Source organism: Arthrobacter sp. UYEF21 (assembly GCF_040546085.1).
Lineage (GTDB): Bacteria > Actinomycetota > Actinomycetes > Actinomycetales > Micrococcaceae > Arthrobacter.
Genome location: NZ_JBEPNF010000001.1, coordinates 1 through 13,167 on the forward strand (window position 1 = coordinate 1; position 13,167 = coordinate 13,167).

At 62.7% G+C, this 13,167-nt stretch carries 9 protein-coding genes and 2 pseudogenes; 7 read left to right on the forward strand and 4 right to left on the reverse strand.

Annotation, left to right across the window (positions count from 1 at the left end):
• Nucleotides 1-914: IS110 family RNA-guided transposase (locus ABIB27_RS00005; protein ID WP_354253310.1), on the reverse strand; the 914-nt coding region annotated here is incomplete at its 3' end.
• Nucleotides 915-1,238: 324 nt separating this feature from the next.
• Between ABIB27_RS00005 and ABIB27_RS00010 the strand changes: the two are divergent.
• Nucleotides 1,239-1,493 (forward strand): annotated as a pseudogene (locus tag ABIB27_RS00010) (IS982 family transposase); the annotation flags it as partial.
• On the opposite strand, the pseudogene ABIB27_RS00015 reads toward ABIB27_RS00010, so the two are convergent.
• A pseudogene (locus ABIB27_RS00015) lies at nt 1,483-1,955 on the reverse strand (LLM class flavin-dependent oxidoreductase); the annotation flags it as partial. The pseudogenes ABIB27_RS00010 and ABIB27_RS00015 overlap by 11 nt on opposite strands.
• Before the next feature lie 247 nt (nt 1,956-2,202).
• On the opposite strand from ABIB27_RS00015, the gene ABIB27_RS00020 reads away from it, so the two are divergent.
• The 5 genes from ABIB27_RS00020 to ABIB27_RS00040 all read left to right on the forward strand — a co-directional run bounded on the left by ABIB27_RS00020 (nt 2,203) and on the right by ABIB27_RS00040 (nt 9,638).
• A complete protein-coding gene (locus tag ABIB27_RS00020; RefSeq protein ID WP_354213829.1) occupies nt 2,203-3,966 on the forward strand; it encodes an ABC transporter family substrate-binding protein in 1,764 nt (587 codons plus the stop codon).
• 276 nt (nt 3,967-4,242) lie between these two features.
• Nucleotides 4,243-5,928, forward strand: a complete 1,686-nt coding sequence (locus ABIB27_RS00025) for a peptide ABC transporter substrate-binding protein (RefSeq protein ID WP_354213830.1) — start codon at nt 4,243-4,245, stop codon at nt 5,926-5,928.
• Between the two features lie 125 nt (nt 5,929-6,053).
• A complete protein-coding gene (locus ABIB27_RS00030; RefSeq protein WP_354213832.1) occupies nt 6,054-6,983 on the forward strand; it encodes an ABC transporter permease in 930 nt (309 codons plus the stop codon).
• Nucleotides 6,973-7,920, forward strand: a complete 948-nt coding sequence (locus ABIB27_RS00035) for an ABC transporter permease (protein ID WP_354213834.1) — start codon at nt 6,973-6,975, stop codon at nt 7,918-7,920. Before ABIB27_RS00030 ends, ABIB27_RS00035 begins: the two co-directional genes overlap by 11 nt.
• A gap of 11 nt (nt 7,921-7,931) precedes the next feature.
• Nucleotides 7,932-9,638: a dipeptide ABC transporter ATP-binding protein gene (locus ABIB27_RS00040; protein ID WP_354213835.1), complete on the forward strand. Its 1,707-nt coding sequence runs from the start codon at nt 7,932-7,934 to the stop codon at nt 9,636-9,638.
• Nucleotides 9,639-9,762: 124 nt separating this feature from the next.
• Here ABIB27_RS00040 and ABIB27_RS00045 read toward each other — a convergent pair whose 3' ends face one another.
• Entirely contained in the window at nt 9,763-10,503 is a 741-nt protein-coding gene (locus ABIB27_RS00045; protein WP_354253311.1) for an SGNH/GDSL hydrolase family protein, read from the reverse strand.
• Nucleotides 10,504-10,771: 268 nt separating this feature from the next.
• Here ABIB27_RS00045 and typA point away from each other — a divergent pair, with 268 nt between their 5' ends.
• On the forward strand, nt 10,772-12,700 hold the full coding sequence (typA, locus tag ABIB27_RS00050) for a translational GTPase TypA (RefSeq protein WP_354158259.1): 1,929 nt from the start codon (nt 10,772-10,774) through the stop codon (nt 12,698-12,700).
• Between the two features lie 172 nt (nt 12,701-12,872).
• Here the strand turns inward: typA and ABIB27_RS00055 are convergent, their stop codons facing one another.
• Nucleotides 12,873-13,112 (reverse strand): putative acetyltransferase, encoded by a 240-nt coding sequence (locus ABIB27_RS00055; RefSeq protein ID WP_354213837.1) that lies wholly within the window; start codon nt 13,110-13,112, stop codon nt 12,873-12,875.
• Nucleotides 13,113-13,167 lie beyond the last annotated feature (55 nt).

A 13,167-nucleotide genomic window follows, 5' to 3' on the forward strand; every position in this document is an offset into this window, starting at 1 on the left:
GCACGGGGTCCGATGCCAGGTATCTCATCAAGGCGTGAGATGGCGGTCAGCTGGGCCGCGTCGGGTCCGGTGCCGGCGTTGGGGCCGGTGGTGCCGTCGGGGTCGACGCCTTGGGCTGCGGGGATTGCCGCGATCATCTCTTCGATTCGGGTGCTCAGATGTTCGATCTGGCCGGTCAGGGTGTCGACCTGGTCCAGCAGGACCCGGGCCAGCTCGCCGTGGTGGTCGTCGAACCGGCCGGTGAGGGCCTGAACCAGCGCGGCGTGTTTGACCCGCAACCGGCCCCTGGCCAGGTCCGCCAGGACGAGGGGGTCACGTTGCCCGGCGATCAGCGCCTCGATCATCGCCCTTCCGGAAACACCCATGATGTCGGTGGCCACGATCGAGATCTTGATCAGCGCGTCCTCGAGCAGCTTCTCCAGGCGTTGGACGTGACGGGAACGTTCCGTGGTCAGGTCCAGACGAAGGCGGGTGAAGTCGCGCAGCCGGCGGATCTGGACCGGCGGGACGAACGAGGGACGCAACATGCCCCGCTCGTTCAGCTTGGCCAGCCAGATCGCGTCGAGTTTGTCGGTTTTAGGCCTGCCGGGGACGTTCTTGACGTCGCGGGCATTGACGAGCCACACCTGCAGACCGTGTGCTTCGAGCAGGTAGTAAAACGGGCGCCAGTAGTCGCTGGTGGACTCCAGCACGACGCGCTCGATGCCCTCGGATGCCAGTTCCTCAGCCAGACCAAGGATCGCGTTGGTGGTGGCCGCCACCTGCCATACCCTGCTCACCCGTTTACCCGGGGTGGTCTCATGCGGCACCCGCGTGCACACCATCCCACTGGCCTTGGCGACATCGATCGCCGCGACCCGTTGCACGAGCTGATCGTCGTCGGCGACGTCGATCAGCATCCCTTCCAGACCCATCGGAATTCCCTCCTGCGTGACGCTGCAATGAAGGGTTGCCCGGGGCTCATAAGGGAAACCGAGAATCTGATCGGCGTGCTCAAGGCAACAGTGCGCGGCCCTTCACGAAGCCCCACGCCAGACTAATCCACGGGCTCAGGCGCCAAGGAACGGTCGACGTTGCGGGCAACCCAATCCAATTTTCACGCCGGCACGGCGCCCCCGCCAGGGGGTATGAAGGCTAGATGAGTAATTACAAGGGATGCTCTGCCCGGCGTGGCTTGATGTGTTTGTGGGCAAGGGTGTCCAGAATCGGCGGTATCAACGTCGAACTTGGAGGCTCACGTGGACACCGATCTGGACACGCTTGCCACTGCATTCTATGTGAGGGTCGATGACCTGTTGAAGGCGTATCCGGGACGGATCCCGCCGCGTCCCCGGATCGGTATTGCGCCCAGGATCAGCGATGCCGAACTGATGACGCTGGCCGTGATGCAGGCGCTGCTGGGCTTTACCAGCGAGGCACGGTGGCTGCGCCACGCACGGAAGTGCCTGCGCCCGATGTTTCCGTATCTGCCGGGCCAGGCCGACTACACCCGATGAGATCGGGGGCGAACAGCATCCCCCTTGGCCCCTGCGGGGCCCGGGTCCAAGCCGTGCGTTCATGGACGTATCGCTGGTACTTTTCCCGCTGTCTCGCTGAAGCCGAATCGGTCGGCATCACCACCAGTCCTTGTGAGGCCCGGGCTGGCCGGTGTGATTGGGACGACGCCGTGGCAGCTTCACGATAGGCGCGGATCTGTGCTTGCTGGATTTGCGCGAACTCCTTTTCCTGATTCGATTCGGGGAAGATCACACTGCTGGAGAGCAGATTGCATCCGTTTGCCCCCGCCCAGATGGCTGATTTCTTGCTTGCCGCCCATCGGGGTCACGGCGGTTCCAAAGCTCGATCCGGGAGGTGCGCTGGCTGGCCGCGGCCATGATCGCAATGTGGGAGGAGATTCCGAACTGCAGATGGCGGTGGCGCAGCCAGGCGCTGTCGAATCCAAGCCGCTCGCCCAGGCATGGGCGTCCTTCAGTGATCGGTGTACGGCTGACCCTCATGATATGCGGGGGCCGGACCCTGCTCCTGCGAAGGATTGCGTGGCGACATAAACGTGTGCGGGAGACCTACCAGCGGGCGCAGCCGGACAACACTGGCCCACCTTGGAACCGCTAGAATTCAAGGAAAACCAGGAGATTCAACGTCGCGCGGGGATATGAGGTACTTTCTTTGCAACGTCTGATTCCGGACTGCAAAGGAGACTCCATGCCGCTAAGGCGCCTGATTGAGCTCATCACCGGGGCCGTGGTGGCGGCTCTGGTCATCTCAGGATGCTCCGGCTCGGGGGGAGCCGCACCAGTGGTGGTGGGGGAGTCGAACCGCGGCGGAAGCGCAACGGTTGCCGAGGTGAACGCTTTTACCTCCTTCAACCCGTTTAGTGCTGCCGGCAACACGGACATCAACACAAAGATCGGCCACATCACCCATTCCGGGTTCTACTACGTGGACAACACCGAACAGGTGGTCCACAACGAGAAGTTCGGCCGCTTTGAAAAGGTCTCCGACCGGCCCCTGAAGGTGAGGTATACCGTCAACGAGGGTGTGAAATGGTCCGACGGCGAAGCTATCGACGCCGGGGATCTCCTCCTCGCGTGGGCAGCCGGTTCCGGTTATTTCGACGATGCCAACTCTTCGGCAGGCACCGGCACGACGTACTTCTCTGCCGCCTCTGACAGGACCGGACTCGCGGCCACCGCACTCCCGGAGACCGGAAGCGACGGCCGGTCCATCACCCTCGAGTACACCTCCCCGTACGCGGACTGGGAGGTGGCGTTCGACGTCGGACTCCCGGCCCATGTTGTTGCCGCTAAAAGCGGCCTGAACGACGAAGACGACCTTATTAAGCTGATCAAAAGCTCGCCGCGCGGCAAGGCCGACGAACCCGCGGTCAACTCACCGCTGAAGCGGGTCAGTGACTTCTGGAACGCCGGATTCAACAGCAAGACGCTGCCTCAGGACCCGGCCATGTACCTGTCCAGCGGCCCCTACATCGTCCGGGACATCGTACCGGACACCTCAATGAGGCTCGTCCGGAACAAGGACTACGTCTGGGGGCCAGAGCCTTACCTGGATGAGATCAACGTCCGGTTCACCGGGGCCGTCCCTGCCGCCGTCTCGGCGCTCAGCACGGGACAGGCGGACGTCATTGCGGCGCAGCCGTCAGCCGGGACCGATGGCCTCTTCGAAGGGCTGGCCGCCAAGGGGAACACCGTTGAGCGGTACAGCCAGTCAGGTTACGACCACCTAGACCTCAAGTTCTCCGGCCCGTTCGCAGACAAGAAGGTCCGTGAGGCATTCCTTAAGACAGTTCCGCGGCAGGAGCTCGTCGAGGACGTGGTGGGCGGTTTGATGGCGGATGCGAAACCGTTGGACTCGCACGTTTTCCTGCCGTCCCATCCCAAGTACGCCGAGACGGTGAAGAACAACGGGTCCACCAAATATTCGGAGGTGGATATCCAGGGTGCAACGTCCCAGTTGCGCGGTGCTGTCCCCACAATCCGGATCCTGTACAACAAGGACAATCCCAACCGTGTTCGGGCCTTTTCCCTGATCCGGGACTCGGCCCGCCTGGCGGGCTTCACCGTTAACGACGCAGGCCTTGGCAATGCGGACTGGGTGTCCGCGCTGAGCACCGGTTCGTACGACGCTGCCATCCTCGGCTGGATCGGCCCCGGAGTCGGCGTCAGCCGCATCCCGCAGATCTTCAAAACCGGGGGTGGCAGCAACTTCAACGGGTTTTCCGACGCCGATGCTGACAAAGCCATGGACGACCTCGCCAGCACCACGGACCTGGCGAAACAGGACGAACTGATGGCCGACGTCGACAAGCGGGTATGGGAAAACGCCTACGGTTTGCCGCTCTACCAGACACTTGGAACGATCGCGTTCAGCAACCGCGTGACCGGCGTTAAACCCAGTTCGGGCGTCCTGGGTGTGTGGTGGAACGTGTGGGAGTGGCGACTGAAATAGGCCGGGACGGGCTTGCCGAACGCCCTGCGCACCGGCGCCCGGGGCCGAGTTCGCCCTCAGTCCTACCAACGAGTAGCATGTGACTTGCGCAACTTTCCGGGGCAGGCTAGTTATCGGCGGTTAACTGATTACGGTTTGGCAACGGTGTACCAGTATTTGGACTTTGTGCGGTTAGGCTACTCGTACATGGGCTACGTCACAGGGTAGATCTGTGGCAGGCCTGCCGGGGAGCAAACGATTTCCCCTGATCATCTCCCACAACTCATAGGAGGCGGAATGCGTTTCACGCGCACTTCCAAAGCACTCGGCATGGTGGCGATCGCCGCCCTAGCCCTGACCGGCTGCGGCGCTGGAGGCGGCAGCAATGACGGCGCCAGCCAATCTGCCGCTGACCCCAACAAGGTCATCACCGCTTACAACGGCGAACCCCAGAACCCGTTGCTGCCGGCGAACACCAACGAGACCAGCGGTGGGCACGTTGTAGAGCTGCTGTTCGAAGGCCTCCGTAGCTATGATGCCGACGGCAAGCCGGTCAACGCCCTCGCAGAGTCCATCGACTCGCCTGACGCCCAGAACTGGACCATCAAGATCAAGCAGGGCCAGAAGTTCACCAATGGCGAGGCCATCACCGCCAAGACGTTCGTTGACTCCTGGAACTTCGCAGCGAACTCCAAGAACCTGCAGAACAACAGTTTCTTCTTCGAATCCATTGCCGGCTATGAAGACGTCTCCGCGGTAACCACGGAGAAGTCCGCGGATGGCAAGACCACCACCACTCCGGCCCCGAAGGCCGAGACCATGTCCGGTTTGACGGCCACCGACGATTCCACCCTGACAGTGAAGCTGGCCCAACCGGAGGCGGACTGGTCGCTTCGCCTTGGCTACTCGGCCTTCTACCCGCTGCCCTCCGCTGCCCTAAAGGACCCCAAGACGTACGGCGAAAACCCTGTGGGTAACGGCCCGTATAAGTTCGAAAAGACGGGCGCCTGGGTCCATGACCAGTCAATCTCGCTCGTCAAGAACGCCGACTATAGCGGTCCCCGCGCAGCTAAGAACGGTGGCGTGACGTTTAAGATCTACACTGATCCCAGCCCCGCCTACACGGACCTGCAGGCTGACAACCTTGATATCACCGACGTTCTGCCCTCCAACGCGACGAAGACCTACGTCACGGATTTCCCGGACCGTAACGCCACCAAGCCGGTTGCCAGCGACGCTACTCTGAACATCCCGGGCTACAACGCGAACTTCCAAGGGGAAGCTGGAAAGTTGCGCCGCCAGGCACTGTCCTACGCCATCAACCGTGAGGAAATCACCAAGGTGGTCTTCAACGGAACCAAAACGCCGGCTACAGGGTTCGCCCCGCCGGGGATCGACGGCTACAACAAGAACATCCCGGGCAGCGAAGTGCTAAAGTTCGACGCGGCCAAGGCCAAGGACCTCTGGGCCCAGGCCGAAAAGATCAAGCCCTACGACGGCTCCAAGCCGCTCCAGATTGCGTCCAATACGGACGGTGGACACAAAGAGTGGATTGATGCCGTGGCCAACGGCTTCAAGAACAACCTCGGCATCCAGGCTGAAATCCAACCCTTCGCCAAGTTCGCTGAAGTACTCAACCTGCGCAAGTCCCAGTCCCTTCCGGGCCTGACGCGCGGTGGCTGGCAGGGTGACTACCCGTCGCTGTACAACTTCCTTGGACCTGTCTGGGCCACGGGCGCATCCTCCAACTACGAGAAGTACTCGAACCCGGAGTTCGACAAGCTGCTCAAGGAAGGTCTGGGCGCCAAGTCCACCGATGAGGCAAACGCCAAGTTCAACAAGGCACAGGAAATCCTGTTCCAGGACCTTCCCGGACTGCCGCTCTGGGATTACACCCGGCCTATCGTATGGAGCAATACCGTCATCAATGCTGAGACCGGCTGGAATGGCGGCATTCTCTACTACAACATCACCGCCAAGTAGTCTCCAGGATCTAAACTTGCCGTCAGGCTAACTGGGGGTCCGGCACCAGCCGGGCCCCCATTGTCCTGTAGGCAGGAAGGCACACATGAAATCCCCCTCTTCGCTTCCCGAAGGCTGGTGATCCGGTGGTCCGCTTTATTCTGCGACGACTCCTCCAAGTGATCCCCGTCTTCATCGGCACCACGCTTTTGGTTTATTACATGGTATTCGCCCTTCCCGGCGACCCCATTGCTGCGCTCTTCGGGGACCGCCAGCCCCCGCAGGCTGTCATCGACACCCTCCGCAGCCAGTACCACCTCGACCAGCCGTTCTGGGTCCAGTACGGACTCTTCCTGCAGAACCTCTTCACGTTCAACCTGGGCAATGACTTCACCGGTCAGCCCATCGCAGCAAGCCTGGCCCGGGTCTTCCCGGTCACGGCAATGCTGGCGGTTGAAGCGCTGGCCATCCAGGCCATCTTCGGCGTCGCCTTTGGCGTCTTCGCCGGGCTCCGCCGCGGCGGCTGGTTTGACTCCACCGTCCTGGTGGCCTCCCTCGTGGTCATCGCTGTCCCCACTTTCGTCCTTGGCTTCGTCTGCCAGCTGGTTTTCGGTGTCCAGCTCGGTTGGGCCAAACCCACGGTCGGTGCCACCGCGGACTGGGGCAGCCTGCTGCTTCCCGCCATAGTCCTGGGACTCGTGTCCTTCGCCTATGTGCTTCGCCTGACCCGGGCCTCGGTGAGCGAAAACATGAACGCCGACTATGTACGGACCGCCACTGCAAAAGGCCTGTCCCGGCCGCGGGTTGTGATGGCACATATCCTGCGCAACTCCTTGATACCGGTGGTGACTTACCTCGGCGCCAACCTCGGCGGCCTGATGGGCGGTGCCATCGTGACGGAAGGTATCTTCAACGTTCCCGGCGTAGGCAACAAGCTCTATCAAGCGGTCCTGCGCAGCGAAGGGCCCACCATCGTCTCCATCGTCAGCGTCCTTGTGCTGGTCTTTGTGGTGGCCAACCTGCTCGTTGATCTCCTGTATGCCTGGCTAGACCCGAGGATCCGTTATGACCAGTAGTAATAACAGCCACTTCGTGGCGCCCATCGACGAGACACCGCTGCTTGCAACGGACGCCGTCAAGACCGACCAGGCACCACTGAGCCTGTGGTCGGATGCATGGCGTAAGCTCCGCCGTCGGCCGCTGTTCATCATTTCCTCGCTCCTGATTCTCGCGCTACTGGTCGTGGCGCTCTTTCCCGGCCTCTTGTCGTCGGTGGCACCGAACGACGGCTGCGAGCTGGCCAACTCGGAAGGCGGTCCCACCGCGGGCCACCCGTTCGGCTTCACGTTCCAGGGCTGTGACATCTATTCCCGCGTTATCCACGGCACACAGGCCTCCCTCTCGGTGGGTGTGCTTTCCGTGCTGTGCGTGCTTGTCACCGGTGTCACGATCGGCGCCATCGCCGGCTACTACGGCGGCTGGGTTGACGCAGTGCTCGCCCGACTGGGCGACATCTTCTTCGCGTTGCCCCTGATCCTTGGTGCGCTGGTCATCACCCAGCTTCCGCTGTTCAGGGAAAACAGGAGCGTCTGGACGGTCGTGTTTGTCATCGCCCTGCTGGCTTGGCCTCAAATGGCGCGCATCACCCGCGGAGCCGTGATCGAGGTCCGCAACGCAGACTTCGTGACCGCGGCCCGCTCGTTGGGCGTTTCGAGGTTCGGCGCGCTTGTCAGACACGTCCTGCCGAACGCGCTGGCACCGATCATTGTCCTGGCCACCTTGGAACTGGGTGTGTTTATCGTGGCGGAAGCCACCCTGTCCTTCCTGGGGATTGGGCTCCCGCAGGGCATTATGTCCTGGGGCAATGACATTGCGGGTGCCCAGGCATCCATCCGCACCCATCCACAGATCATGCTCTACCCGGCAGCGGCGCTGTCCATCACCGTGCTGAGCTTCATCATGCTCGGTGATGCTGTCCGGGACGCGCTTGATCCGAAGAGCCGTCAGCGATGAGAGACAAAGAGATGACTACTCCCGAAATCAACATCGACGAGGCGGGCCCCGCGGGCTTAGAGCCTTTGCTGGAAATCCGCGACCTGGCCATTACGTTCAAGACCGGCGGCGGTGACGTCCAGGCAGTCCGCAGTGCGCACCTGACCATCATGCCCGGTGAGACCGTGGCCATTGTGGGCGAATCAGGCTCCGGCAAATCCACCACCGCGCTTGCCGCCATCGGGCTCCTGCCCACCAACGGCGCGGTGTCGGGCGGGCAGATTCTCCTTGACGGGGAGGACATTGCCCATGCCTCCGAAAAGCGGATGATCGAACTGCGCGGCAACACGGTTGGCATGGTCCCGCAGGATCCCATGTCCAACCTGAACCCGGTCTGGAAGATCGGCTACCAGGTCAAGGAGACCTTAAGGGCCAACGGGCAGCCCAGCGGCCCGGACGACATCGCCAAGGTGCTGTCCGAGGCGGGCCTCCCGGACGCCCACCGGCGCGCCAACCAGTACCCGCACGAGTTTTCCGGCGGTATGCGCCAACGTGCGCTGATCGCCATCGGGCTGTCCTGCCAGCCGCGACTGCTCATCGCGGATGAGCCGACGTCCGCCCTGGACGTCACGGTTCAGCGGCAGATCCTCGATCACCTGGACACCATGACCACGGAGCTCGGCACGGCCGTCCTGCTCATCACCCACGATCTGGGTCTGGCCGCTGAGCGGGCAGACAAGGTGGTGGTGATGTACCGGGGCCGGGTGGTGGAATCCGGTCCTTCCCTGGAGTTGCTCCGGAACCCGCAGCACCCCTACACCCGTCGGCTCGTTGAGTCAGCACCGTCGCTGGCAAGCCGGCGTATTCAGGTTGCCAAGGAACAGGGCGTGGAAGCGTCCGACCTGCTGGTGGCCGCCACCAAGGCGGCTGCCGCGGATAACATCCTGCAGATCCATGACCTGCGGAGGGTCTACAAACTGCGTAGCGGCCTGGGGAAATCGACGGACTTTGCAGCCGTCGACGGCGTCAGCTTTGACGTCAAGAAAGGAACCACGACGGCGATCGTGGGGGAGTCCGGCTCGGGCAAGTCCACTGTGGCCAGAATGGTCCTGCAACTCGAAAAGCCTACTGACGGCAGGATTCTTTTCGACGGCGTCGACACGTCGCTGCTCAAGCCCAAGGAACTGTTCAAGTTCAGGCGCCGCGTGCAGCCTATCTTCCAGGATCCGTATGGTTCGCTGGACCCGATGTACAACATCTTCCGGACCATCGAGGAGCCCTTGCGGGTCCACAAGATTGGTGACGCAGCCAGCCGCGAAAAGAAGGTGCGCGAACTCCTGGACCAAGTGGCGTTGCCGCAGTCCACCATGCAGCGCTATCCCAATGAACTCTCAGGCGGACAGCGCCAGCGTATTGCGATTGCCCGGGCCCTGGCCCTGGATCCGGAAGTGATCATTTGTGATGAGGCCGTGTCCGCCCTGGACGTGCTGGTCCAGGCCCAGGTGCTGAACCTTCTGGCAGACCTGCAGGCCAACCTTGGCCTGACGTACCTCTTTATTACCCATGACCTGGCGGTGGTCCGCCAGATTGCGGACCACGTCTGTGTCATGGAAAAGGGAAAGCTGGTGGAAACCGGGTCCACGGATGATGTTTTCGAATCGCCGCAGCAGGATTACACCAAGGCACTGCTGAACGCGATCCCCGGGGCTAAGTTGATGCTTCCGCCGGAAGTTGCCTGACCGAAGCACCTCAGTCCGCGCGCCTGAGTCCGGACAAGGATGGAGCCGGTGCCCTGCGGGGCACCGGCTCCATCCCTGCTAAAGGCGTCCATTCCGGGTGGCTCGATCCTCAGTTGAGACTCGGTCAGCTTGCCGGGACCTGCGGTGTGGCCGCCGAGGGGACAGTGCCTCCCGTTGGCTGCAGTTCGAGCCGAAGCTGCCGGAGCCTGCTCTCGAGCAGCCCGCCCAGGGTCTTCCGTCCAGCTGCGTCCATGTGCACGGCATCAGCCAGGTTCTTGGCGAGGTTGTACTTGGTCAGCCAGTCGCCGACGCCCACAAACGGGATGCCGTGCCTGACAGCCAGCGTTCCCAGCAGCGCGTCAACCTGGGTCCTGCGACCGCCGCCGTGGTCGGCGCCACGCGCCAGCGTGCCGATCAGCGCCATCGTGGCGCCCGGATAGCGCTCCTGCAGGGCATTGATCAGGCGTTCGGCGTTGGCCTCGATCTGCGCGTCCGTCGCGCCGCGGGCGGCATCGTTGCCGCCCCCCTGGATGACAATCAGAGCCGGCGCCCCATAAGGGAGCTTCCAGTCTCCCTGTTCCAGGGCATCGATGTAATTGCCGGTCTTTTCGTTGGCAGCCACGAACCCGGTTCCGCCGAATCCGCAGAAGTGCACCTTGTAGCCAACAGCGGCCAGGCCAAGGCGCGGCCATCCGTCGGCCGGTTCGGACTGGGAATCGCCGATGAGGAGCGCCGTATGCCGCATGTCCGGCAGCACTACTTCGTCACGGCCGCTTGCGGGATTGCGGATAACGTAACCTGCCGGGTCCACTCCGGGGGCGATTCCCGATGCGACTAGGCGGGACAGAGCCGAGGCTTTTCGCATCAGTGGTTCTCCGGGCTTGCTTGACGTATCACAGCCATGATGGGGCAGAATGTGACGAAAATCCAGTGACTTTGCCCACAGTCCGGCCGTGTCGGGGCCTAGGCCGGCGCTTCGGCCGACCGCGGACCGTTCGCGATTTTTAGGCGCATTAAGCCGCAGCGTTTAGAATAATGGAAGGCGCCCTGTGTTAATGGGCCAATCCGTCGTGGACTCCGGTTGGAAATGCGGCGAAATTCTACAGCTGACCCACTGAATCGAGCACTTACGCATGTCTGAAACCACCACCAACACCGCGGTAGCCACTGCCTCACGCAGTGACCTCCGCAACGTCGCGATCGTGGCCCACGTTGACCACGGCAAGACCACACTGGTCGACGCCATGCTCAAGCAGACCAACTCTTTTGCCGAACACAACCACCTCGAAGACCGCGTGATGGACTCCGGCGACCTGGAGCGCGAAAAGGGCATCACCATCCTGGCCAAGAACACCACCGTGGCCTACAACGGACCGTCCTCCAAGGGTGAAACCATCACCATCAACGTCATCGACACCCCCGGCCACGCCGACTTCGGCGGCGAAGTAGAGCGCGGCCTGTCCATGGTGGACGGCGTTGTACTCCTCGTTGACGCATCCGAGGGCCCGCTGCCCCAGACCCGCTTCGTGCTGCGCAAGGCCCTGGCCGCGCACCTGCCGGTTATCCTCCTCGTCAACAAGACGGACCGCCCCGACGCCCGCATCGAGGAAGTTGTCCATGAGTCGATGGACCTCCTCCTGGGCCTCGCCTCGGACCTCGCCGACGAAGTTCCGGACCTGGACCTTGACAAGATCCTTGAGGTGCCGGTCGTCTATGCAGCAGCGAGGGTGGGCCGCGCCTCCCTGGACCAGCCCGCCGACGGCTCCGCTCCGGACAACGAAGACCTTGAGCCGCTGTTCAAGACCATCATCGAGCACATCCCGGCCCCGACGTACAACCCGAACGGCGTCCTCCAGGCACACGTGACCAACCTGGATGCCTCTCCGTTCCTGGGCCGCCTTGCCCTGCTTCGTATCTACAACGGCACCCTGCGCAAGGGCCAGACCGTTGCCTGGGCCCGCGCCAACGGCGAGCTCAAGAACGTCAAGATCACCGAACTGCTGGCCACCAAGGCACTGGACCGTGTTCCCACCGAGTCTGCAGGCCCGGGCGAAATCGTCGCCGTTGCCGGTATCGAGGAAATCACCATTGGTGAGACCCTGACCGACGTCGACAACCCGCAGCCGCTGCCGCTGATCACCGTGGATGATCCCGCGATCTCCATGACCATCGGTATCAACACCTCGCCGCTGGCCGGCCGGGTCAAGGGCGCCAAGGTCACGGCCCGCCAGGTAAAAGACCGCCTGGACAAGGAACTGATCGGTAACGTCTCCATCAAGGTTCTCCCCACCGAGCGTCCCGACGCCTGGGAAGTCCAGGGCCGTGGCGAGCTGGCCCTTGCCATCCTGGTTGAGCAGATGCGCCGTGAAGGCTTCGAACTGACTGTCGGCAAGCCGCAGGTTGTCACCAAGACCGTCGACGGCAAGATCCACGAGCCGATGGAACACATGACCATCGACGTTCCGGAAGAGTACCTCGGCGCCGTCACCCAGCTGATGGCCGCCCGCAAGGGCCGCATGACCAACATGGCCAACCACGGCACCGGCTGGTGCCGCATGGAGTTCATCGTTCCGGCCCGTGGCCTGATCGGCTTCCGCACCAAGTTCCTCACCGACACCCGTGGTGCCGGCATTGCTTCCTCCATCGCCGAGGGCTACGAGCCGTGGGCCGGCCCCATCGAGTACCGCACCAACGGTTCGATCGTGGCTGACCGCTCTGGAGTGGTCACCCCGTTCGCGATGATCAAGCTCCAGGAACGCATGTCATTCTTCGTGCAGCCCACCTCCGAGGTCTACGAAGGCATGATCGTTGGCGAGAACTCACGCGCCGATGACATGGACGTGAACATCACCAGGGAAAAGCAGCTCACCAACATGCGCGCAGCGTCCTCGGACACTTTCGAGAACATGACCCCGCCCCGCAACCTGACTCTGGAAGAATCCTTGGAATTCGCCCGCGAAGACGAGTGCGTTGAGGTGACCCCGGAGTCCATCCGTATCCGGAAGCTCATCCTGGACGCCAGCGAACGCGCCAAGGCCACCCGCGCCCGCGCCAAGTCCTAATAGAGTTTTTGTCCAGATAACGGCACTTTTGGTCTGCCTGGGCCTCGTTATCTGGACAAAAACTCGGGGGTGGGGCGGCTGAGTCAGCTGTCATGAACTGCCGGTACGGCAGGCGGGATTCCCGCCGTCGTACCGGCAGTTTTTTTGCCTGCTGAAGGTGATCCTCAGAAGGTCAGCGGCGCACCGGGCGCCGCCCGGGGGCTGGCGGCACTTCCTTAGCGGCGACCACGAGGTCCAAAGGGATTACGACGTCGGCCTTCCGCGTCCGGACTGTGCACTCGCCGTCGTCGGTGGCCACCAGGTGGCCCAACGCGTCTGTCAGCCCCCCGTCGATTCGGTAACGGACCACAACCCTGGTTCCGGGCGCGGCGGTGGCCAGGAAATCACGGGGCGTAGGCTGGGCGGGACTCACCAGTTCATACTAAGGCGGCCCGCTAGGTTCGCGGGAACGGGCTGGGAGATAATAG

Excerpts from the sequence above, each read along its gene's own strand:
- ABIB27_RS00020 (WP_354213829.1), top strand. The coding sequence starts at position 2,203 with ATGCCGCTAAGGCGCCTGATTGAGCTCATCACCGGGGCCGTGGTGGCG.
- ABIB27_RS00025 (WP_354213830.1), top strand. The coding sequence starts at position 4,243 with ATGCGTTTCACGCGCACTTCCAAAGCACTCGGCATGGTGGCGATCGCC.
- ABIB27_RS00035 (WP_354213834.1), top strand. The coding sequence starts at position 6,973 with ATGACCAGTAGTAATAACAGCCACTTCGTGGCGCCCATCGACGAGACA.
- ABIB27_RS00040 (WP_354213835.1), top strand. The coding sequence starts at position 7,932 with ATGACTACTCCCGAAATCAACATCGACGAGGCGGGCCCCGCGGGCTTA.
- ABIB27_RS00045 (WP_354253311.1), bottom strand. The coding sequence starts at position 10,503 with ATGCGAAAAGCCTCGGCTCTGTCCCGCCTAGTCGCATCGGGAATCGCC.
- typA (WP_354158259.1), top strand. The coding sequence starts at position 10,772 with ATGTCTGAAACCACCACCAACACCGCGGTAGCCACTGCCTCACGCAGT.